Below are 22,611 nucleotides of genomic sequence, written 5' to 3' on the forward strand. Positions count from 1 at the left end.
ACGCGATGGCGCTCGCCATCGCGGAGAGCGAACGGGTCCGCGGCACCACGAGTCCCAACCCGCCCGTCGGCTGCGTCATCGTGGACCGCGACCGCAAGCCGGTCGGGTTCGGCGCCACCCAGCCGCCCGGCGGCAGGCACGCGGAGATCATGGCGCTGCACGACGCGGGGGAGCGGGCGCGCGGCGGAACCGCGTACGTGACGCTGGAGCCGTGCTCGCACTGGGGCCGCACGCCGCCGTGCACCGACGCGCTCATCGAGGCCGGCGTCAAGCACGTCGTCTACGCCGTCGCCGACCCGAACCCCGAGGCCGCCGGTGGTGCCGAGGTCCTGCGCAAGGCCGGGATCACGACGGCCGACGGCGTGCTCCGCGAGCAGGTCGAGAAGGGGCCGCTGCGCGCGTGGCTGCACTTCGCCCGCACCGGGCGCCCGCACGTGACGTGGAAGTACGCGGCCTCGCTGGACGGCCGGGTGGCCGCGGAGGACGGCACGAGCCGGTGGATCAGTTCCGAGGTCTCGCGCGCCGAGGTACACGAGCTGCGGACCAAGATCGACGCGATCGTGGTCGGCACCGGGACGGTCCGCGCGGACGACCCGGCGCTCACGGCGCGAGATGCCGATGGAATGCCGTTGGACCGCCAGCCGTTGCCGGTGGTCGTGGGACACAGCGATCTGCCCGCGGGCGCCAAGCTGGAGGCGACCGCGCTGCACGTGCGCACGCACGATCCGGACGAGGTGCTGCGCCTGCTCGCGGGCAAAGGCGTCGTGGACGTGCTGCTGGAAGGCGGTCCGACGCTGGCCGGGGCGTTCCTGGAACAGGACCGGATCGACCGCGTGGTGGCCTACGTCGCGCCGGTGCTGCTGGGCGCGGGCCCGGCGGCCCTCAAAGACGCGGGCGTGTCAACCATCACGGACGCTGTCCGGCTGGACGTCGAAGAAGTCACCATGAGCGGACCGGACATGCGGATCAGTGCGGTTCCGCAAAGGAGGAATGGTGTTCACCGGGATCGTTGAGGAACTCGGCAGCGTCGTGACGGTGACCGACCTGCCGGACGCGGCGCGGCTCACCATCGCGGGGCCGCTGGTCACGAGCGACGCCAAGCACGGCGACTCGATCGCGGTGAACGGCGTCTGCCTGACCGTGGTGGACGTCGTCGAGGGCGCCTTCACCGCGGACGTGATGCGCGAGACGCTCGTTCGCAGCAGCCTGAACAAGGTCGCCGAGGGCGACCGCGTGAACCTGGAGCGCGCGGCGGCGCTCGGCCAGCGCCTCGGCGGCCACATCGTGCAGGGCCACGTCGACGGCACCGGCACGATCCTGGCGCGTGAGCAGGCCGAACACTGGGAGCTCGTCCACATCGGACTGCCGCCCGCGCTGTCGCGGTACATCGTCGAGAAGGGCTCCATCACGGTCGACGGCGTCTCGCTGACCGTGGTGAGCGTGCAGCCGGACCAGTTCACCGTGAGCCTCATCCCGACCACCCTGGAGCTGACCACGCTGGGCCACCGCAAGCCGGGTGACCTGGTCAACCTCGAGGTGGACGTGCTGGCGAAGTACGTGGAGAAGCTGGCGACCCCGCATCTGGGTGACAATGTGGGCGAGGAGGCCCGTGGTGAGTGAGTTCCCGGAGATCGAGCGGGCGATCAAGGACATCGCCAACGGACGGCCCGTCGTCGTCGTGGACGACGAGGACCGCGAGAACGAGGGCGACCTGATCTTCGCCGCGGAGAAGGCGACGCCGGAGCTGCTGGCGTTCATGGTCCGCTACACGTCCGGCTACGTCTGCGTGTCGCTGACCGACAAGGACTGCGACCGGCTCGACCTGCCGCCGATGTACCACACGAACCAGGACCAGCGCGGCACCGCGTACACGGTCACCGTCGACGCGCGCGACGGCATCAGCACCGGTATCTCGGCCGCCGACCGCGCCCGCACGATCCGGCTGCTGGCCGATCCGAACGCCAAGGCGTCCGACTTCAACCGGCCCGGCCACGTGGTTCCGCTGCGCGCCAGGGACGGTGGCGTGCTGCGCCGTCCGGGCCACACCGAGGCGGCCGTCGACCTGGCCCGCCTGGCCGGCCTCGCGCCCGCGGGCGTGCTCTGCGAGATCGTGTCGCAGAAGGTCGAGGAGGACATGGCGCGCCGCGACGAGCTCGAGGTGTTCGCCGCCGACCACGACCTGGCCTTGATCACCATCGCGGACCTCATCGCGTACCGCCGCCGCGTCGAGACGCAGGTCGAGCGGGTCGCGGAGGCGCGCATCCCGACCGCACACGGCGTCTTCACCGCAGTCGGCTACGACAGCCTGCTCGACGGCATCGAGCACGTCGCGCTGGTCTACGGCGACATCGGCGACGGCGAGGACGTCCTGGTGCGCGTGCACTCGGAGTGCCTGACCGGTGACGTGTTCGGCTCGTTGCGCTGCGACTGCGGCCCGCAGCTCGACGCCGCCCTGGAGGCCGTCGCCGCGCAGGGGCGTGGCGTCGTGCTCTACATGCGCGGTCACGAGGGCCGCGGCATCGGCCTGATGCACAAGCTGCAGGCCTACCAGCTGCAGGACGCGGGCCACGACACCGTGGACGCGAACCTCGCGCTGGGCGTGCCCGCCGACGCGCGCGACTACGGCACGGGCGCGCAGATCCTGATCGACCTCGGCATCAAGTCGATGCGCCTGCTGACCAACAACCCGGCCAAGCGGGTCGGCCTGGAGGCCGGCTACGGCCTGCGCGTCGTGGACCGCGTGCCGCTGCCGATCTCGCCGAACCCGGAGAACCTGCGGTACCTGCGCACCAAGCGCGACCGCATGGGCCACGAACTGCACCAGCTCGAACAGTACGAGGCCGTCGTCTCGTCCACCGAGGAGAACGAATGAGCGGCGAAGGCCGTCCCGACATCGAGGTGCCGCGGGCAGACGGCCTGCGGCTCGCGATCGCGGCGACGCGTTGGCACACCCGCATCACGGACACGCTGGTCGAGCGCGCGCTGGCCGCGGCGGCCAAGGCTGGTGTGGTTGAGCCGACCGTCGTGCGCGTGCCCGGTGGGATCGAGCTTCCCGTTGTGTGCCAGGAGCTCGCGCGTCACCACGACGCGGTCGTCGCCCTCGGCGTCGTCATCCGCGGCGGCACCCCGCACTTCGAGTACGTGTGCGACGCCGTGACCGCAGGCCTGACGCGCGTCGCGCTGGACGAGTCCACGCCGGTCGGCAACGGCGTGCTCACGTGTGACACCGAGGACCAGGCGCTGGCGCGCGCCGGCCTGCCGGACTCGGTGGAGGACAAGGGTTTCGAGGCGTGTGTCGCGGCCATCGACACCGCTCTGGTGCTGCGCGGGCTGCGTCAGCCGTGGACCGAGCGGGGCTACGAATGAGCCTCGAGGTCCGGCCCCGCAAGGTGAAGCGCGTCGCCTGGGCGGCCGCGATCCTGCTGGTGGTGCTGTTCACCGTCGTCGGCCTGCTGCTGGGCCGGTCGGACACGGGCGTGATCTTCCGGGTGTCCGATCAGGTGGCCATGATCGTGCTGGGCGTGCTGATGGCGGGCGGGATCCTGCTGCTCACCCGCCCGCGTGTTCGTGCCTCTTCGGAAGGTGTGGAGGTGCGCAACGTGCTCACCTCGCACAGTTTCAAGTGGACGGACGTGCTCGCGGTCAGCTTCCCCGACGGCGCTTCCTGGGCGCGGCTGGAGCTGCCCGACGACGAGTACGTCTCGGTCATGGCCGTGCAGGCCGCCGACCGCGAGCACGCCGTCGCGGCCGTTCGAGCCCTGCGGTCGTTGCACCGCGCCGCGTCACGTCCAGACGCTGAGGATGACGCTGGCGAGGAGCAGGCCCACGAAGTGGTACCCGGCGCTGATGGCGACGGTGGTCATCGCTGACGGCTTCGTCGAGTCGAACACGCCGGTGACGGTCAGGACCGCCGCCGCGACGCCGATACCGACGACGATCGCCAGCACGATCGCCTCGCCGACCGTGTCCGTCCCGGTGGCTTTCGCGATCATGGCGGTGGCCAGCGTGGCGACGAAGCAGGTGACGAGCGGGAAGACGTAGATCCCCGCGCCGCCGCCCTCGGGGGCGTTGCCCTCCCAGCCCATGGCCTTCTGCCACTGCTTGCCGAAGAGGAACTCGGCGTACCAGAGGCCACCGAGTCCGAAGTAGACGACGGTGGCGACGATGACGGCGAGCCAGTTCAGGTCGCCCAGGACGCTGAAGCTCATGGTTCCTCCAGCCGTGATCAGGTGCCTTGGAATCGCGGCTCAGCGGAGGTTCGTTACCCCCAGCCCAGCGCTGGGATAGAACCACGGGCTGGGCTCGCCGCGGCGAACCGCTCGACCCACTCGCGCACGACCGGAACCGGCTCGTACTCCGGCCAGCACCAGCCGAACCAGTCGGTGTCCTCCCACAGCAGGTCTGCCGTCCACCGCAACGCCAGCCGGACGACTCCCGCATCGTCGAGGGACATCCTCGAGCTACGGCCGGAGGTCGTCGTACACGCTCGCGAGCCCGCCAAGCGACGTGGTCAGCTCGGCGGCGAGCAGCTCACCCAGCGTCTCGTGGCCCGCGATCATGTCCAGGATGCGGTGACCGAACCTCTGCCAGCCGAACCGCCACTGCTCGGGGCTCCAGTGGCACGGCGGCGGGATCGCCTACCAGCAACCGGAGATCCGCCTCGCTGTAGCAGGCGCGGCATCCGTCCAGCATCACCTCGACAGGTGGCTGGACTTGACCGCCGTGAGGAACGAGCTCCACGCGGGTGCGTTGACCGGGAGATGGCCCGCGGCTACCGCCTTGCTGTCGCGGATGCCGACGCCATGGCCGACCTCGACGCAGTTCATTCCGTTGCCGCTGTAGCTGCTCTTGCGCCAGACCATCATCGGCGCCTCCCTCAGGTCATTAGCTTGGTGATCCACCTCCTCGATTGTTCCGCATCCAAGCTGGTCTGATCGAGTGACTCTATGACTTGCTCATAGCCCTGGACGGACTGTTGCGACTCGATGATCAGCATGGAGTTCTCGTTCTCCAGGAACACGACCTGCGGGACCTTGTCGAACCTCATGAGGTCGAATGCGCCGCCGAGACCTGCGTGGGCGCCGATCGCCGTGGGCACCAGGCGAATGGTGATGTTGGGCCGTACCTCCATCCGAAGCATGTGATGGAGCTGGTCGCGCATCACCCGTTTGCCGCCGACCGGCAGGCTGAGGGCCTGTTCGTGGATGTAGAACGTGCACTGGAGCATCCGCCGGAACACGTCCTGGGTGCCAGTTCGCGCCACGACACGCGTCCCGATCTCATCGCGCGGAATGGTCGCGGTGGCCCGGAAGACCTCATGCATGTAGTGGGGGATCTGCAGCAGGCCGGGCACCAGGAGCGGTGACCAGCTGACGTACCGCGTCGCGATGTTGAGGTGCTCGACGAACGTCCGCGGCTGGATCGGCGCGCTCGTGCCGTGTTCCTGCAGCCAGCCCCTGAGATGCGCTTCCCGGAAGAGCTTCAGCAGGTGGTCGCGTTCCTCGTGCGGGGTGCGGCAGACGCCGAGCAGGATGCCGACCTCCAACTCGGTCGAGCCGCCCTTGCCGTTCAACAGAGCGGAGATCTTGGCTTCGTCCCAGTGCAGCAACTCGGACACCGAGCGGGACGTCAGCCCCGCCGCGGTGAGCGCGGCCCGGACCCCGTCGCCGAACTCTCGGCCGCGCACCGTGGAGATTCGTCGTGGCATGTAACGAAGTTAGGGCCGGAGGTTGCCGGACCTCCATCGTTTGGGCCGAAGTCAACCCGAACGGGGAGCGCTTTGGAAGGCCTCCAAAACCCTTGCCCGCCAAGGAAACCGTTATGGCCACCTTCACGGACCTCAAGTCCGTGAAGGTGGCCATAACGGTCGTCAGCTCACGGCCTTCAGGGCGTCGATCTCGCCGCTGCCGTAGAAGCTGTTGTGCGCCGGACCGCCGGTGCACTCCTGCGGCTCCCCGCTGTTCTGCGGGAACGGCGCGTAGATCGACATGTCGGACGGACACGCCAGCGGGTTCGTCGCCGTCTGCAGCTGGGAGGCCACCGAGCCCGCCGTGCCGCCGCGGGCGCTGAGGATCAGCGCCGCGACACCGGCCGCGTGCGGGCCGGCCATCGACGTGCCCTGCAGGTAGCAGAACTTCGCGCCGTTGTCGGTCACCTGGATCGCGCAGCCGAGGTAGCTCGGCCACGTCGACAGCACGCGGCCGTTCGGGGCCTCGGCGGTCAGCTGCAGCCGCCGGTCACCGCCCGGCGCCGCCACGTCGGCGGTGGAGATGCCGTAGCTGGAGTAGTACGACTTGAACCGCTTGTTGCCCGTCGCGGTCACGCCGACGACGCCGGGCACCTCGACCGGGACGACCGAGCAGGCGTTGGTGATCTCGCGTTCCTGCTCGCTGCCGGGCGGGAAGTCGGGGCTGATCACGTCGACCCGCGGGTGCGAGAGGTCCGTGCTCTCGTTGCCCTCGGAGGCGACCACGACCGTGCCCTTGGACTGGGCGTAGCGGATCGCGCGGCGCTCGGCCTTCCAGATCGCCCGCTGGTCCGCGTCGTTCTTGCAGTTGAACAGCCACGGGTCGGCGAAGTAGCTGTTGTTGGTGACGTTGATTCCCTTGGCGGCCACCCACATGTAGGCGCAGATGACCATCTCGGGGAAGAAGAAGCCGTCGTCGTTGCTGGTCTTCACGCCGGCGATCTTCACGTTCGGCGCCACACCGACGATGCCGGTGCCGTTGGCGGCCGCGGCGATGGTGCCCGCGGTGTGCGTGCCGTGGCCGTTCTGGTCGTTGCCCGCGGCCAACGGGGTAGCGGCGCCGCTTGAGCAGTCCGCGCTCTTCGAGGCGTCGTAGTTCGGCGCGATGTCGGGGTGCGTGAAGTCGAGACCGGTGTCGAGGTCACCGACGACCACGGTGCGGCTGCCCGCGTTGACCGCGTGAGCCTGCGGCACGTTGATCTGCTTCATGTCCCACTGCAGGCCGGAAAGCGTGTCGCCCCAGGCGGCCTGGGCGACCTCCGCGGTGCCGGTGTCCTGATCGGCCGCGACCCGCGTGCCGAGGCCCGCGGTGGACGCGACGCCCTCGACCGCGGAGTTCTGCCGCAACGACGAGGCGAACCCGTCTCTCGACGAGCGCGCGATCACGACACCGATCTGGTCGTAGCGGGCGACGAGCGTGCCGCCCGCCTGCGAGACGGCGCTCGCCGCGTTCGCCGACGACGCCCCCTCGCGATACAGGACCACGTAGGTCGAGTCCGGGGTGGCTTGGGCTGGTACGACGAAGAGTGCCGCGCCGAGACAAGCCGTTGCCAGCACTGCCATGGGACGGTTCATGGTCACCGCTTCCGGTAGTAGGCCGTGTAGGTGGTGTTCACCGCGGGCGCGATGATCGTGTGGTCCTTCGCGCCGCCGTCGGACCAGGACGCGAAGGCGTAGGTCGAGCGGTTGAACACCTGGGTCTCAGGTGCGCTCACCGAGTTGCCCGACCCCACGATCACCGTTGCGCTGAACGGGGTCGACTGCGCGGACTCGTTGAACCCGAGCCCGGACAGCTTGAGCCCGCCGGGGTTGGTCTTGAACGTGAGCACGACCGTCAGCGGGTCGAGCCGCACGCTCGTCGTGGTCGACAGCCCGCCGGAATCCGTTGCGGTCAAACGAAGTTGCAGGTAGGACGGGTACTGGTGGTCAGGGGCGGCGAACTGTCCACTTGCGACACCGGAGTATGTCTGAACAACATGCTCGTGGCAATCACTTGCACTGAAGCAATGGTTCATAACCAGTTGCCAGTTGAGCCCGGACGCGGGAATCGTGCCGTCCTGCGTGTCCGTGGCGTGGCCGGAGAAGCTGATGACGTCACCGACCTTCCAGCGCAGAGATGCAGTGGGCGAGTCGATGGCCGGCATCGGCGGTGTGTTGCCGACGGTGATCGTGACACTGTCGGTGTCACTGGCGCCCTGCGGATCGGTGACCCGCAACGACGCGACGTAGCTGCCGGAAGCGTTGTAGGTGTAGCTGGTCGTCGCGGTGGTGGCGTCGCCGTAGACGCCGTCGCCGTTGAGGTCCCAGCTGTACGTCAGCGCCGCGTTCTCGGGATCGGTCGACGTCGTGCCGCTGAAGTTCACGGTCAGCGGGGCGTTTCCGCTCGTCGGGGTGGCGGTGACCCGCGCGGTGGGCGGCTGGTTCGCGGCGGTGTAGACGATCCGGTGGATCGTGCCGTTGTCCATGTTGACGTAGAACAGGTCGCCGTTCGGCCCGATCTCCAGGTCGACCGGGTGTCCCGCGCCCGCACCGGTTCCGTCGACGCACACCAGGCACTGGCGGTTCGCCGGATCCGGCAGACCGTTGGTACCGGGCATCATCGCCCAGATCTCGTTGCGGCTGTGGTCGCCGAAGAACAACGCGCCGTTGTACTGGGCGGGGTACGAACCGCCGCTGTAGAACGCCATGCCGGTGATCGACGAGCTGCCGGTGCGGCAGCCGGAGTAGTTCACCACGCAGGCACTGTGCGCGTAGGTGTAGTACGGCGCGGTGACCGAGCCCGGCGTGTTGTACAGCTGCGAGCACATGGTCAGGTTCGCGCTCTGGTACCCGGACTGGATGCCGGCGCCCTCGTAACACGGCCAGCCGAAGTTCTGGCCGGAGGTGAGCCGGTTGATCTCCTCCCAGTTGTTCCAGCCGACGTCACCGATCCAGATCTCGTCGGTGCCCGGCCGCTGGGTCATCCGGAACGGGTTGCGCAGGCCGTAGCCGAGGATCCGCCGAGCGTTGGGGTCGGTCGACGACGCGAACGGGTTGCCCGGCAGGCCCTCTCCGGTGGTGGGGTCGATGCGCAGGACCGCGCCGTCGAGCGTCACCGGGGTGCGCCGCACGCTCTGGCTGCGCAACGCGCCACCCTGCGCACCCGGTGGGGTCAGCGGGGTGCCGACAGTGCCCGGCGGGTCACCGCACGGGTTCGCCTGGAAACCGGGGTAGTTCGCGCCGTACTGGCCGTAGTCGACGTTGTTGAAGCTCGCGCCGTCACCGCCGCTGACGTACAACGCGCCGTCGCGCCCGAACAGCAGCGTGCCGATCGAGTGGCTGGGGTACTGCTGGCACCAGTCGTTGATCAGCACCGTCTCGTTCGTCACGGTGTTGCCGCTGGCGGTCAACCGGCTCAGGCGCCCGTAGACCAGGCAGCCGTCGGTCGTCGGTCCGGGCGGGGTCGGGCAGCCGTCGCCCCAGCGTCCACTCGGGTCGTAGGCGTACAGCGCGTACGCGTAAGGCGTCGCCGGGAAGTTCGGGTGCAGCGTGAAGCCGAGCAGGCCGCGGTCCCAGAAGTCGTGCACGCTCGCCGACAGGTCGGCGAACGTCGTGGCCGTCGTGTCGGTCAGGTTGTCGAAGACCTTGATCTGACCGTTCTTCTGCGCGACGAACACCCGGCCGTCATTGGCGAACTGAATGGCCGTCGGGTTCGTGAGCCCGCTGAACACCACTCGATCACTGAAGTTGGGCGGCAGCGTCGAGGCCGCCGCGACGGGCATCGCCACCGTCGCGGGCGCCAGCAGGACCACTGCGAGCAGTGCTGTCTTGAGTCTGGGGCGCAGCTTCATCGCGGCCCCCTTCCTGTCCGCCTGGAAGGGACATCGGGGGTCGACGAAATGCGTTACGTGGCAACGGAAAGTGCCCGGACGGCTACAGGCCGGTCCTTATCAGCTGCCGGGCGTAAAGGCGAGAACGCCACGTTACAAGCACCAAAAGAGTTGCTCAGCGTATCAATAGCTTAACTATGGGTGATGTCGATCACGACTCCATCGGTAAGGCATAGGAACGTTCCTAGACTCCGATCCGGTCCATTTTGATCACGCGTGGTGATCGAGCAGGCACTGTGAGGGGTCACCATGGGTGAAGTTCTGGGGATCACGCCGTCGGCGCGAGTCGCCGCCACGCTGTGCGCCGCGGGAGCCGTCGGCGTGCTGGATCTCGGTGCCGGGGACCGGAACGCGGTGCGGGAGCTGCGCCGGGCGGCGCGGTCGATCGATGGAACGTTCGGCGTGCGGGTCGGCGCGGCCACAGCGGAGGTGTTGCCGGACCAGGTTTCCCTGGTCGTGACCGACACCGTCGGCGAGTGGCGGGCCGCCGGACGACGGGTCGTCGTCGAGGTCGCTGACGTGGCCGCGGCGCGTGCGGCCGTGTGTGCGGGCGCGGATGGCCTGCTGGTCAAGGGCGACGAGACGAGCGAGCTGACCTCGTTCGTGCTGCTGCAGTACGTGCTGTCCGAAGTGGACGTACCGGTGTGGGTGGCGGGTGGTATCGGGCCGTGGACCGCAGCGGCGGCCGTCGCCGGTGGAGCGGCCGGTGTCGTGCTGGACTCGCCGGACGCCGGCGCGGTGCGCGCGGTGCGGGACGCGATCGCGGCGGCGCGGCGACCGGAGATCGTGTCCACGCTGGCCGAAGGATCGCCGTTGGCGCAACGGCTCGGCTGCCGGTTGCCGGTGGCGCAGGGGCCGATGACCAGGGTCAGCGACCGGCCCGAGCTGGCGCTGGCCGTGGCCGGCGCCGGAGGCATGCCGTTCCTCGCGCTCGCACTGGCGGACGAGGCGGCCACCACGGCGTTGCTGCGCGAGACCTCGAAGAGTCTGGGCGAGAAGCCTTGGGGCGTGGGCATTCTCGGTTTCGCGCCGGAGGAGGTGCGGGCGGCGCAGCTCGACGCGATCCGGCGGGAGCGGCCCGCCGCGGTGATCATCGCCGGCGGGCGGCCGACGCAGGCGAGCGCGCTGGAGGCCGACGGCATCCCGGCGTTCCTGCACGTGCCGTCGCCGAGGCTGCTCGGGCAGTTCCTGGACGCGGGGGCGCGGCGGTTCGTCTTCGAGGGCGCCGAGTGCGGCGGCCACATCGGGCCGAAGTCGAGCTTCCGGCTGTGGCAGGAGCAGGTCGACGTGCTGGTCGGCTTTCTCGACGCGCGTCCGGGCACCGTGGTCGACGTGTTCTTCGCGGGCGGTGTGCACGACAGCCGGTCCGCCGCGATGGTGGCGGCGCTGGCGGCCCCGCTGACGACGCGCGGCGCCGGGGTCGGCGTGCTGATGGGCACGGCGTACCTGTTCACCGCGGAGGCCGTGACCAGTGGCGCGATCGGCGCGGCGTTCCAGCGGCAGGTGCTCGCCGCCGCCACGACCGCGGTGCTGGAGACCGCGCCCGGCCACCAGACCCGGTGTGTCACCAGCCCGTTCGCCGACGAGTTCACCGCGTTACGCGCCGAGTTGCGGGAGCAGGGCGTGCCCGACCGCGAGGCGTGGGAACGGTTGGAGCAGCTCAACATCGGGCGGTTGCGCATCGCCAGCAAGGGACTGCGCCGCGCCGGTGACGCGCTGGTCGAGGTGGACGAAGCCACGCAGGTCGCCGAGGGGCTGTTCATGGCCGGGCAGGTCGCGGTGCTGCGCGACACCGTGACGACGGTCGCCGAGCTGCACGCGGACGTCACCGCGGGTGCGACCGAAGTGCTGGCGCGCAACGTGATCGAGGACGACGACGCGTTCGTCGCACCACCGCTGGACATCGCGATCATCGGGATGGCGGGCGTCTTCCCCGGCGCGACCGACACGGCCGCGTTCTGGGCGAACGTGCTCGACGGGGTGGACGCGGTCACCGAGGTGCCCGCGCACCGCTGGGACCCGGCGCTCCACCACCCCGGCCGCGTACCGTCCAAGTGGGGCGGGTTCCTGCCGGAGATCGGGTTCGACCCGCTGCGCTACGGCATCCCGCCCGCCTCGCTCGCCTCGATCGAACCGGTGCAGCTGGTCGCGCTCGAGGTCACGGCGCGAGCCATCGCCGACGCCGGGTACGCCGACCGGTCGTTCGACCGCTCACGCACGGCGGTCGTGTTCGGTGCCGAGTCCGGTGGCGAGCATTCCAACGCCGTGATGCTGCGTGCGATGCTGCCCGGTTACCTCGCCGAGGTACCCACCGAGCTGGACGAGCAGCTGCCGGCGTTCACCGAGGACACCTTCCCCGGTGTGCTGGCCAACGTCATCTCCGGCCGCATCGCCAACCGGCTCGACCTGGGTGGCGCGAACTTCACCGTGGACGCGGCGTGCGCCTCGTCGCTCGCCGCACTGCACGTCGCCTGCCGGGAGCTGACCAGTGGCAGCGCCGACCTCGCGCTGGCCGGCGGCGCGGACACCCACAACGGGCTCTACGACTACCAGCTGTTCGGCGCGGTCGGCGCGTTGTCTCCGACCGGCCGGTCCCGCGCGTTCGACGCGAGCGCGGACGGCATCGCGCTGTCCGAAGGCGTCGGATGTGTTGTGCTGAAACGACTTGCCGACGCCGAACGCGACGGCGACCGGGTGTACGCGGTGATCCGGGGCATCGGCACGTCCAGCGACGGGCGTTCCCTCGGGCTCACCGCGCCGCGTCCCGACGGCCAGCGCGCGGCGATCACCAGGGCGTACGCGAACGCACGGGTCACCCCGGCGGACGTGGGCATCGTCGAGGCGCACGGCACCGGCACGGCCGTCGGTGACCGCACCGAGCTCGCCACGCTCACCGAGATGTTCGCCGGGACCGCGCCGGGCGGCACGGTGCTGGGGTCGGTCAAGTCCCAGATCGGGCACACCAAGTGCGCGGCCGGACTCGCCGGGCTGATCAAGACCGCGATGGCGCTGCACACCGGCACCCGGCCGCCGACCGCGCACCTGACCAGGCCGGTCGAGCCGTGGTCGGCGGACGACAGCCCGTTCGCGTTCCACACCTCGGCCGCACCCTGGCCCGGTGTCGCTTCCGACCGGGTCGCGGGCATCAGCGGGTTCGGCTTCGGCGGCACCAACTTCCACGCGGTGCTGACCGGTCACGGCGGGCCGTCGCCCCGGCACGGCCGCGACCAGTGGCCCGCCGAGCTGTTCGTGTTCCGCGCCCAGTCCGATGTGGACTGGTTGCGGACGCTGGTCGACGCCCGCCCGGACGCCCGGCTGCGGGACCTCGCGCTGACCGCCGCCCGCCGGTTCGAACGGACCGAGGCGCGCGCCGGTGCCGCGTTCGTCGCACGCGACGTGGCCGAGCTGACGCGCAAGCTCGCGGACGTGACGATCAGCGAACCGCGCCCGCTGGGCGAGGTGGCGTTGCTGTTCCCGGGCCAGGGCAGCCAGCGGCCGGGCATGGCGGCCGAGCTGCTCGTCGCGTTCCCCGAACTGCAGGAGCTCGCGGACCGGCCGTGGGCCGGCGTGCTGTTCCCGCCCGCCGCCTTCACCGAGGAGCAGGCGCGGCGGCAGCAGGATCGGTTGCGGGACACCAGGATCGCGCAGCCGGCACTCGGTGTCGCCGGGCTCGCCTACCACCACGTGCTCACGACGGCCGGGGTGCGGCCGGACATGGCGGCCGGTCACAGCTACGGCGAGCTGGTCGCGCTGACCGCGGCCGGTGCGCTGGACCCGGACGACCTGGTCGGGCTGAGCGAGGCCCGCGCGGCCGAGATCCTCGCCGCCACCGGGGACGACCCCGGCGCGATGGCCGCGGTGACGGCGCCTCCGGCCGAGGTCGAGCCACTGCTCACCGGTGGGGTCGTGATCGCCAACCACAACTCGCCGCGGCAGACCGTGATCTCCGGTCCGACCGCGGACGTCGAGCGCACGGTCGAGGCGTTGTCGGCGGCCGGGCTGCGGGTGAAGCCGATCCCGGTGGCGTGCGCGTTCCACAGTCCGCTGGTCGCGGATGCCGGGCCGCGGTTCGCCGCACGGGTCGCCGAGCTGGAGCTCGCGGCGCCGCTCTTCCCGGTGTGGGCCAACCGGACCGCGTCCGAGTACCCGGCCGACGCTGACGTCGCAGTCGAGCTGGGCGCCCAGATCGGCGCTCCGGTGCGGTTCGCCGAGCAGATCGAGGCGATGTATGCCGCCGGTGCCAGGGTGTTCGTGGAGTGCGGTCCCGGAACGGTGCTCAGCGGACTCGTCGACGCCGTGCTGGGCGACCGTCCACATCAGACGGTGCACATGGAGCGCTCGGGTGGCGGCCTCACCGGTGTCCTGACCGCGCTGGCCGAGCTCGCCGCTGCCGGTGTGCCCATCAGGCCGAGCGGGCTGTGCGACGGCCGGGCCGCCGACCTCACCGACACTGTGGCGAAGCGGCCACAATGGACGGTGGACGGCCAGGCGGTGCGGACCGCGGCGGGAGAGTTCGTCAGCGGCAGGCCGCCGAAGCGGGTCACGCTGACCCGCACCGCGCGCGGCGGCGACCCGGACGCGGTCATCGACGACTACCTGCGCACCACCAGGGAGTTCGTCAACGCGCAGCGGGACATCATGCTCGCCTACTTCGGTGCGGAGCAGCGCCCGTTGCCGCGGGCCGAGTCCGTGCCCGCGCCGGTGGAGCCGGTTGTCGTCGAGTCCCAGCAGGAAGAACCCGTCGGTTCCACGCTCGACGTGGTGACCTCGTTGATCAGCGAACGCACCGGCTACCCGGTCGAGATGATCGAACCGGGCCTCGACCTGGAGGCCGACCTGTCGATCGACTCGATCAAGCGAACCGAGCTGGTCGGCGAGCTGGCTGCCCGGTTCGCCGGACGGGTGGGCGATGCCGACATCGAGGAGCTCGCCAAGGCCCGCAGCGCGGGTGCGCTCGCCGAGTCGCTGGACCGCAGGCTGGGTGGTGCCGCGGAGTCGAAGCCGGTCGTGCGGGTGGAGACGCCGTCGGGTGTCGCGCCGACCCGGTTCGTGCTCACCGAGGTCGTCGCGGAGGCCGAGCCCACCGGTGAGCTGACCGGCAGGCGGCTCGCGGTCACCGGTGCGGACACGCCGTTCGGCGCCGCGGTCGCGACGGCACTTGTCGAACGGGGTGTGGTGCTTGACCCGGACGGTCCGGACGGGCTGGTGTACCTGGACGCGCTCGCCCCGGCCGGGGCCGAGGACGATCCGATGCTGTTGCCGGAGCTGTTCCCGCGGTTGCGGGCCGCCGCGCTGACCGGCGGGACGCTGCTCGTCGTCGTGCGCGACGGTGACCGCAGGGCCGCCGGGCTGCGCGGGTTCATGCGGTCGGTGTTCCGTGAGTGTCCACAAGCGACGATCAAACTGGTGGAGCTGACCGGCGAACCGGACCCGGACCTGGTGTGCGCGGAACTGCTGTCTCGCGGTGAACCCGTGGTGCGGCTGGGGGAGCGGCGCTCGGCGTTCACCCTCACCGCCGCACCGCTGGGACTGCTCGGCACCGCGGGCGGCGGGCCGGACGGTCAGGGCGGCGCGGAAGCGGCCGCACTGGGCCTGGGCCGTGAGTCGGTGCTGGTGCTCGTCGGTGGCGCGCGTGGCATCACCGCGCGGTTCGCCGAGACCGCGGCCGCCGCGAGCGGCTGCCGGATCGTGCTGGCCGGGCGCACCGACCTGGCCGGTGACCCCGAGCCCGCCGAGGTGGCCGCCGCCGCGGATCTGGCCGGGATCCGCGCCGCGCTCGCGGCTCTCGGCACGCGGGAACCCACCGAGCTGGACCGGCTCGCGCGGCGGGTGCTGGCGCGGCGCGAGGTGAACGCCACGCTCACGCGGCTGCGCGGCCTCGGCAGCGACGTGCGGTACTGGACGCTCGACGCGACGGACACCGCCGCGGTGCGGACCCTGGTCAAGCAGACGCACGCCGAGTTCGGCCGGGTCGACGGCGTCGTGTTCGCCGCCGGCGTGATCGAGGACCGCCTGCTCGCCGACAAGACCGTCGACTCGTTCCGCCGGGTGTTCGGCACCAAGGTCGACGGCGCGTCGGCGTTGCTCGCGGCGCTCGCCGACCTCCCGGACGCGCCGTCGTTCACGGTGTTGTTCGGCAGCATCGCCGCGGTGCTGGGCAACCGCGGCCAGTGCGACTACGCCGCCGCCAACGACGCGCTGGAGACGCTCGGCCGGGAGTTCGCCGCCCGCTCCGGGTCGCGTGCGCTGACCGTCCATTGGGGACCGTGGGCGCCGGACGCGGAACACGGCGGCATGGTCACGCCCGAGCTCGCCGTGGACTACGCGCGCCGGGGCATCGAGCTGATCGACCCGGAGGAGGGCGCGGTCGGCCTGCTGCGCGAGCTCGCGTGGGGCGCGCAGGACTGCGTCGTGTACACGGCGTCCGGGTGGTGAGCGTGGAACCCGTTGCCGTCGTCGGAATGGGGGCGCTGTTCCCCGGCGCCCCCGACCTGGACGCGTACTGGCGCAACCTCGTCGGCGGAGTGGACTGCATCACCGGCGTGCCCGAGGACTACGGCCTGGACGGGTTTCCCGGCGCGCGAGGCGGTTTTCTCGGCGACCTCGCCACCGTCGACGTGGCCGGGCTGGGACTGATGCCGGCCGCGTTGCCGTCCACCGAACCCGACCAGCTGCTCGCGCTGCACGTTGCCAAAGCAGCGATAGCCGACGCCGGTGACCTCGGCGACCACGCGCGGGTCGGGGTGATCCTCGGCCGGGGCGGCTATCTCACCGCCGGGTTGTCGCAGATCGACCTGCGGACCAACGTCGCGCGCCAGCTCGTGACCACGCTCGGCGAGCTGCTGCCCGACCTCGGACCCGCCGAGCTGGACCGGGTGCGCACCGCGTTCCTCGACCGGCTCGGGCCCGAGTCGCCGGGGTCGGAGATCGGTCACGTGCCGAACCTGGCCGCGTCCAGGATCGCGAACCGGCTCGGGTTCGGCGGCCCCGCGTACACGGTCGACGCGGCGTGCGCCTCGTCGTTGATCGCGATCGACCACGCCGTGAACGAGCTGGCCGGCGGCCGGTGCGACGCGGTGCTGGCCGGTGGGGTGCACCACGGGCACGACGCGACGCTGTGGACCGTGTTCGCCCGGCTCGGCGCGCTGAGCCGGACGGCGGGCATCCGGCCGCTCTCCGGAAACGCCGACGGCCTGCTGATCGGTGAGGGCACCGGAATCGTTGTCCTGAAACGACTTTCCGACGCGCGTGCGGCCGGTGACCGGGTCTACGCGGTGGTGCGGGGCACCGGTGTCGCGAGCGACGGTGGTGGCGTCAGCCTGATGCACCCGGCCAGCGGCGGGCAGGTGCTCGCGGTCCGCCGGGCGTGGGACGCCGCCGGTCTGGATCCCGCCGCGCCGGACTCGGTGGGGCTGATCGAGGCGCATGGCACCGCCACCCGTGAGGGTGACGCCGCCGAGGTGGCGACACTGCGAGACGTGTTCGGACCGGGCGAACCCGCGGTGGTCGGGTCGGTCAAGTCGATGATCGGGCACACCATGCCCGCCGCGGGCATCGCCGGGTTCATCAAGGCCGCGCTGGCGGTGCACCACGGCGTGCTGCCGCCGACGCTGCACTGCGAGACCCCGCATCCGGGACTGGCAGGCACCCGGTTCCGGCCGATCGCCGAGGCACAGCCGTGGACTGGGACGCGCCGGGCCGCGGTCAACGCCTTCGGCTTCGGCGGGATCAGCGCGCACGTGGTGCTGGAGCAGGAGAGTTCGCCGGTTGTCGTGCGCACGCCGACGCGGGTGTTGCGGATCGCGGCGAACTCCGCCGGGGAACTGGCCGAGTTGCTGAACGCCGGCCGGTCTGTGGGATCCGGCCCGGTCCGTATGTCCATTGTGGATCCTGACGAGCGGAAGATCGCGACCGCGCACCGCGTGCTCGTGGCGGGCAAGCCGTGGCGCGGACGAGGCGACATCTGGTTCAGCCCCGCGCCGCTGCTGCCCGAAGGGAAGATCGCGTTCCTCTATCCGGGGCTGGAGGCGCAGTTCTCGGCCGAGGTCGAGACGGTCGCCCGCCGGTTCGGGTTCGCCGCACCGGAGTTGTCCACGCACACGCTCGGCAGGCACGGCGCAGCCGTCTCCGACGTCGGCCGGATGATGGACGCGGCCGTACGGATGCTCGGCATCCTTCCGGACGCCGTGGCGGGCCACTCGATCGGTGAGTGGAGCGCCATGACATCCGCCGGGATGTACGACGAGGACGAGCTCAGCGCCGTGCTCGACACGTTCGACCTGGACAACTTCCCGGTGCCGGACGTGGTGTTCGCGACGCTGGGCGCTCCGGCGGAGCGCGTCGAGCCGAGGCTGACCGGCGATCTCACGCTGTCGCACGACAACTCGCCCAACCAGTGCGTCGTGTGCGGTCCGGCCGACCAGGTGCGCGCGCTGCTGGCGGAGCTGCTCGACGAACGGGTGCTCGGCCAGGAACTGCCGTTCCGGTCCGGGTTCCACACGCCGGCGTTGCGGCCGTACGTCGGGCGGATCGAGAACGGCCTCGGTAAGCACGTGCTGCGTCCGCCCGCGGTGCCGATCTGGTCGGCCACGATCGCCGCGCCGTATCCGGACGACATCGACGAGGTGCGCGAGCTGTTCACCCGGCACCTGCTGGAGCCGGTGCGGTTCCGGCCGATGATCGAGGCCATGTACGCGGCGGGGTTCCGGGTGTTCGTCCAGGTCGGACCGGGCCAGCTGCACACGCTGGTGTCCGACGTCCTGGCCGGCCGCGACCACCTCGCGGTCGCCGCGAGCTCCACCCGGCACGACGGCATCGGCCAGCTCACCAGGGTCGCCGCCGCGGTGTGGGCGGACGGCGGTGCGGTGCGCGACGAGCTGTGGCCGCCGCTGCCGCTGACCCCGACGCGGTTGCGGCTGGGCAGGCCGCTGGTCTCCCTCGGCCCGGATGCCCCGGCGCTGATCGGGTCGGTGCGTGCCGAGCCCGCGCGGCCGGACCGGGTGGCGGCATTTCTGCGTGACACCGAACAAGCAGTCGCTGACGTGCTCGCGGCGGCACGGGTCACCGGTGGTCATCAAGAGCACGAGATGTCGTTGCGCACCATGCCTTATCTGCGCGACCACTCGTTCTACGACCTGCCCGCGGGCTGGCCGGACGCGCACGACGGCTTCCCGGTCGTGCCGGCGACCGAACTGGTGCGCCAGCTCATGGCCGCCGCGGAACGGGCGATGCCCGGTATGCGCGCGATCGCCGTGCACGACGCGAGGTTCGAACGCTGGCTCGCGGTCGAACCGGCGGTGCGGGTGCGGTTCGAGATCACTCCCGTGGGACCACGGCGGATCCGGGTGACGGCCAAGGGCCACGCGCAGGCGGAGATCGAGCTGGCCGCCGGATATCCCGGTGACCGGCCGGTGCCGTGGACGTTGCCCGCCGACCGTGAGCCGCTGCTCACCGGCGAGGAGATGTACCGGCGGCGGTGGATGTTCCACGGTCCCGCCTACCAGGGCGTGTCGGAGATCAGCGGGATCGGCGACCGGCACGTGCACGGCGTGATCACCGTGCCCGACGCGCCGGGATCGTTGCTGGACAACGCGGGCCACTTCGTCGGGTACTGGGTGATGGAGGAGTTCGAGGAGAACTGCTGGACGTTCCCGAAGCGGTTCGGGCACATCCGGTTCTTCTCCGACCCGCCACGCCCCGGCGACAAGGTGGTCTGCCAGGCACGGCTCGTCTCGGTCACCGGCACCTCGGTCGAGGCCGAGCTGCTGCTGGTCCGCGACGACGGCACGGTGTGGGCGCACGCGACCGGCTGGCAGTTGCACCGGTTCGCCTGTACGCCACGGGTGCGGGCGATGAAGGAGAACATGGGCACCGCCATGATCGCGCACGACCGGGACGGCTGGTACTGGGTCGGCGAGACCTGGCCGGACCTAGCCACCCGCGAGCTGATGGCCCGGATGTACCTGACCCGCGCCGAGCAGGCCGACTACCAGTCCCAGCCGCCGACGGCCCGGCGCGGGTGGCTGCTCGGCCGGATCACCGCCAAGGACGCGGCACGGGCGTGGCTGCTGGCCTCCGGCCGGGCCGAGGTGTTCCCGGCGGAGCTGGAGGTCGGCTCGGGCGTCGTGACCGAACGCTTCGGCGCGCGGTCCACTGTGGACGTGACGGTGGAGCAGTGCCGTGAGGTCGCCGTCGCCCTGACCGGACCCGGCCGCATCACCGTGCTGGACACCGAGCCGTCCTTGGCCGAGCTGGGCCCGGAGGTTCGGCTGGAACGCCTGTGGCACAACGATCGCGAGTACTTCGTCGCATGGACCAGGGAGAGTGGACGTTGAAGGAGACCGTGCTGACCGAGGTCGCCGACGCCGTGCGGCAGGTGCTCGACGGCGTGCCGCTGGACGAGATCACCATGGAGACCAGCTTCGCCGACGACCTGCAGTTCGAGAGCATCGACGTCGTCGTGCTGAGCGGCCACCTGACCGAACGCTACGGCGACGCGGTGAACGTGCCGAAGTTCTTTACCGACCTGGAGCTGGACGAGATCATCGCGCTGACCGTCGGCGACCTGGTCGCGTTCATCTCGACCGGACTCGAGGCGGCCCGCTGATGGGGTTCGTCGAGGCGAACGGGATCCGCCTGCACTACCAGCGCCAGCCGCACACCTCCACGGACCGGCCGACGGTGGTGTGCCTGCACGGGCTCGCGGACACGTTGGCGGGCTTCTACTTCACGCTCGTGGGCCCACTCGCCCAGGCGGGCTTCGACGTGATCACCTACGACCTGCGCGGGCACGGCCGTTCCGACCAGCCGACGTCCGGCTACACGATCGGTGACCACCTCGACGACCTGACCGGCCTGCTCGACGAGCTCGGCGTCACGGGCCCGCTGCACGTGCTCGGCTTCTCCTTCGGCGGCACGCTGGCGTTCTCCTTCGCCGAGCGTTTCCCCGCGCGGATGCTGACGCTGACGGTGATCGAGTCCGAGCCGCCGACGAAGGCGTGGGCGCGGCGCACCTCGGCCGGGTTCGGGAAGCTGGACACGGTGCTGCTCGACGAGGTGTTCGTGCGCGCGCAGCCCAGGGTGCTGCGGCGGATGGCCCAGTCGATCATGACCGCCGGGGAGACCAGCGTCGCCGTGGACACGGTCGCGCCGGAATGGCTGATCAGTTCCGACGAGATCCGGAAGATCACTTGCCCGGTGCACCTCGTGGTCGGCGGCGACTCGGAACTCTCCCGCCACACCGAGGAGTTCGTGCCGCTGCTGCCGGACGTCACGGTGAACATCGTGCCCGGCGAGGAGCACATGGTGCTGACGTCGTCCCCGCGTGAGGTCGCGGCGCTCGTCGTACCGTGGCTGGCCGCCCGATGAGCCGCTTCCTGCTCGTCGTGCCCCCGTTGCCCGGCCACATCGCGCCGTTGCGCGGAGTGGCCGACGCGCTCACCGCCCGCGGGCACGAGGTGGCGTGGGCGGGTGTGGGCGAGGTGTTCCCGTGCGACACCGATGACTTCCACCCGGCGTCGTTCCACCGGCCTTCGCTGCGCGGGGCGGCCGCACTGAAGTTCCTCGTCGAGGACTACCTGGTGCCGCTGGCACAACGCATGGAACCGGGCGTGACCGCTGCGATCAAGACGTTCGAGCCGGACCTCGTTGTCGTGGACCAGCAGACCTACGCCGGCGCGTTCGCCGCCGACCGGCTCGGCGTGCCGTGGGTGACCTCCGCGTCCACCACGACCGAGCTGACCGACCCGTACCCGCCGAAGATCGAAGAGTGGCTGCTCTCCCGGCTGACCGAGTTGGGTGGCTTCGACCCCAGGTTCTCGCCGTCGCTGGTGCTGGCCTACAGCTCCGCCGAGCTGACCGGCCCGGTGAGCCGTCCGGTGAGCTTCGTCGGCCCGATGCTGCCGCCGTGCTCACCGTCCCCTGTGGACCCACCACTCGTGTTCGTCACGCTGGGCACGGTCAACGACGGCATCGGCGGCCGGTTCCTGAACGAGTGCGTATCGGCGCTGGCCTCGCGCGACGTGCGTGCCGTGGTCGTGGATCCCGGCGGCCATCTGGGTCCGGTGCCGCCCAACGTGGTCGTCGCGCCGCACGTCGACCAGCTCGCGGTGCTCGCGTCCGCTTCGCTGGTGATCTGCCACGGCGGCCACAACACGGTGTGCGAGACGCTGTGGCACGGCCTTCCGCTCGTGGTCGCGCCGATCAGGGACGACCAGCAGGTCGTGGCGGGTCAGGTCGCTGCTTCCGGTGCGGGCGTCCGGCTGCGGTTCGCGCACGCGACCGCCGCCCAGATCGGTGCCGCTGTCGACGAGCTTCTCGTGTCGCCGTCGTTCTTGGCTGCGGCACAACGGATCCAGCGTTCTTTCTTGGATGCGGGTGGTGCCGCGGCCGCGGTCGGGCTGCTGGAGGGGCTCATCTCCGCATGAGGAAGGCGGCGAAGCCGTTCTTCGGTTCGTCGAGGCGCTCAATCTCGAACGTGTCCGCGAACAGGGTGGTCTCCTCGCCGGGTTTGAGGCCGGGGAAGCGGGCGCCCTTGCGGCGCCACCACGGGATCTCGTCGTAGAAGCACCACAGCAGGAAGCGTGATCCCTGGTGGGACAGTCGCTTGACGGTCCGCGCCATTTTCTCGCGGTCCGGACCTTTGAGGTCGTCCAGTACGCCGTAGTCGACCAGCAGGTCGAACGTGCCCTCGACGCCGGGGATCTCTTCGGCGGTCAGGTCGCCTTCGACGAACTCGATGGGCAGCTTGCCGGCGTTATCTCTGGCCTTCTCGAGCCCTTTGGGGGAGAAGTCGACGCCGGTCACGTCGAAGCCGTGCTCGGCCAGGAAGATCGCGTTGGCGCCGCTGCCGCAGCCCAGGTCGATCGCGCGGCCCGGTTTCAGAACGCCGCTCTCGACGAGTGCGACCAGTTCGGCGCGCGGCCCGGTCTCCCACGGCGCCCAGGTGCGGTACATGAAGTCGTATGCCCTGCGGCCCACCATGGTGCCGACGGTACG

General features: G+C 70.9%; 17 protein-coding genes. 10 read left to right on the forward strand and 7 right to left on the reverse strand.

From position 1 onward, the window contains the following. Nucleotides 1-5 precede the first annotated feature (5 nt). The 5 genes from ribD to QSK35_RS40400 are packed head-to-tail and all read left to right on the forward strand — an operon-like array spanning nucleotide 6 to nucleotide 3,869. Entirely contained in the window at nucleotides 6-1,013 is a 1,008-nt protein-coding gene (ribD, locus tag QSK35_RS40380) for a bifunctional diaminohydroxyphosphoribosylaminopyrimidine deaminase/5-amino-6-(5-phosphoribosylamino)uracil reductase RibD (protein WP_285753442.1), read from the forward strand. Then, complete coding sequence (locus QSK35_RS40385; protein WP_285753443.1) at nucleotides 994-1,620, forward strand: riboflavin synthase; 627 nt, start codon at nucleotides 994-996, stop codon at nucleotides 1,618-1,620. Before ribD ends, QSK35_RS40385 begins: the two co-directional genes overlap by 20 nt. Continuing rightward, complete coding sequence (locus tag QSK35_RS40390; RefSeq protein WP_285753412.1) at nucleotides 1,613-2,872, forward strand: bifunctional 3,4-dihydroxy-2-butanone-4-phosphate synthase/GTP cyclohydrolase II; 1,260 nt, start codon at nucleotides 1,613-1,615, stop codon at nucleotides 2,870-2,872. Before QSK35_RS40385 ends, QSK35_RS40390 begins: the two co-directional genes overlap by 8 nt. After that, complete coding sequence (gene ribH, locus QSK35_RS40395) at nucleotides 2,869-3,366, forward strand: 6,7-dimethyl-8-ribityllumazine synthase (protein ID WP_285753413.1); 498 nt, start codon at nucleotides 2,869-2,871, stop codon at nucleotides 3,364-3,366. The genes QSK35_RS40390 and ribH overlap by 4 nt, the downstream gene beginning before the upstream one ends. After that, complete coding sequence (locus QSK35_RS40400) at nucleotides 3,363-3,869, forward strand: PH domain-containing protein (protein ID WP_285753414.1); 507 nt, start codon at nucleotides 3,363-3,365, stop codon at nucleotides 3,867-3,869. Before ribH ends, QSK35_RS40400 begins: the two co-directional genes overlap by 4 nt. On the opposite strand, the gene QSK35_RS40405 is transcribed toward QSK35_RS40400, so the two are convergent. The 6 genes from QSK35_RS40405 to QSK35_RS40430 all read right to left on the reverse strand — a co-directional run bounded on the left by QSK35_RS40405 (nucleotide 3,783) and on the right by QSK35_RS40430 (nucleotide 9,576). After that, on the reverse strand, nucleotides 3,783-4,208 hold the full coding sequence (locus QSK35_RS40405) for a DUF1761 domain-containing protein (protein ID WP_285753415.1): 426 nt from the start codon (nucleotides 4,206-4,208) through the stop codon (nucleotides 3,783-3,785). The genes QSK35_RS40400 and QSK35_RS40405 overlap by 87 nt on opposite strands. 53 nt (nucleotides 4,209-4,261) lie before the next feature. Next, a complete protein-coding gene (locus QSK35_RS40410) occupies nucleotides 4,262-4,453 on the reverse strand; it encodes a hypothetical protein (RefSeq protein ID WP_285753416.1) in 192 nt (63 codons plus the stop codon). A 238-nt stretch (nucleotides 4,454-4,691) separates the two neighbouring features. Beyond that, entirely contained in the window at nucleotides 4,692-4,865 is a 174-nt protein-coding gene (locus QSK35_RS40415) for a DUF397 domain-containing protein (RefSeq protein ID WP_285753417.1), read from the reverse strand. A gap of 11 nt (nucleotides 4,866-4,876) precedes the next feature. Continuing rightward, the gene (locus QSK35_RS40420) at nucleotides 4,877-5,617 is read right to left on the reverse strand and encodes a DUF5753 domain-containing protein (protein ID WP_285753418.1); all 741 of its coding nucleotides are present in this window, start codon (nucleotides 5,615-5,617) and stop codon (nucleotides 4,877-4,879) included. Nucleotides 5,618-5,869: 252 nt separating this feature from the next. Beyond that, the gene (locus QSK35_RS40425; protein ID WP_285753419.1) at nucleotides 5,870-7,309 is read right to left on the reverse strand and encodes a S8 family peptidase; all 1,440 of its coding nucleotides are present in this window, start codon (nucleotides 7,307-7,309) and stop codon (nucleotides 5,870-5,872) included. A 14-nt stretch (nucleotides 7,310-7,323) separates the two neighbouring features. Continuing rightward, nucleotides 7,324-9,576, reverse strand: coding sequence for a PQQ-dependent sugar dehydrogenase (locus QSK35_RS40430; RefSeq protein ID WP_285753420.1), 2,253 nt, complete (start codon nucleotides 9,574-9,576; stop codon nucleotides 7,324-7,326). 288 nt (nucleotides 9,577-9,864) lie between these two features. On the opposite strand from QSK35_RS40430, the gene QSK35_RS40435 reads away from it, so the two are divergent. From QSK35_RS40435 to QSK35_RS40455, 5 genes are read left to right on the forward strand one after another with little or no spacing between them, the layout of a single operon-like run. Next, nucleotides 9,865-16,050 carry a type I polyketide synthase gene (locus tag QSK35_RS40435; RefSeq protein ID WP_285753421.1) on the forward strand — a complete coding sequence of 2,062 codons (6,186 nt, stop codon included), beginning with the start codon at nucleotides 9,865-9,867 and terminating at the stop codon, nucleotides 16,048-16,050. 2 nt (nucleotides 16,051-16,052) lie between these two features. Then, nucleotides 16,053-19,949, forward strand: coding sequence for a beta-ketoacyl synthase N-terminal-like domain-containing protein (locus QSK35_RS40440; protein ID WP_285753422.1), 3,897 nt, complete (start codon nucleotides 16,053-16,055; stop codon nucleotides 19,947-19,949). Further along, nucleotides 19,925-20,221 carry an acyl carrier protein gene (locus QSK35_RS40445; RefSeq protein WP_285753423.1) on the forward strand — a complete coding sequence of 99 codons (297 nt, stop codon included), beginning with the start codon at nucleotides 19,925-19,927 and terminating at the stop codon, nucleotides 20,219-20,221. The genes QSK35_RS40440 and QSK35_RS40445 overlap by 25 nt, the downstream gene beginning before the upstream one ends. Beyond that, entirely contained in the window at nucleotides 20,221-20,982 is a 762-nt protein-coding gene (locus QSK35_RS40450; protein ID WP_285753424.1) for an alpha/beta fold hydrolase, read from the forward strand. The genes QSK35_RS40445 and QSK35_RS40450 overlap by 1 nt, the downstream gene beginning before the upstream one ends. Further along, on the forward strand, nucleotides 20,979-22,040 hold the full coding sequence (locus tag QSK35_RS40455) for a glycosyltransferase (RefSeq protein ID WP_285753425.1): 1,062 nt from the start codon (nucleotides 20,979-20,981) through the stop codon (nucleotides 22,038-22,040). The genes QSK35_RS40450 and QSK35_RS40455 overlap by 4 nt, the downstream gene beginning before the upstream one ends. On the opposite strand, the gene QSK35_RS40460 is transcribed toward QSK35_RS40455, so the two are convergent. After that, entirely contained in the window at nucleotides 22,027-22,596 is a 570-nt protein-coding gene (locus QSK35_RS40460; protein ID WP_285753426.1) for a class I SAM-dependent methyltransferase, read from the reverse strand. The genes QSK35_RS40455 and QSK35_RS40460 overlap by 14 nt on opposite strands. Nucleotides 22,597-22,611: the final 15 nt, after the last annotated feature.

It is taken from the genome of Lentzea sp. NBRC 105346 (genome assembly GCF_030269605.1).
Lineage (GTDB): Bacteria > Actinomycetota > Actinomycetes > Mycobacteriales > Pseudonocardiaceae > Lentzea.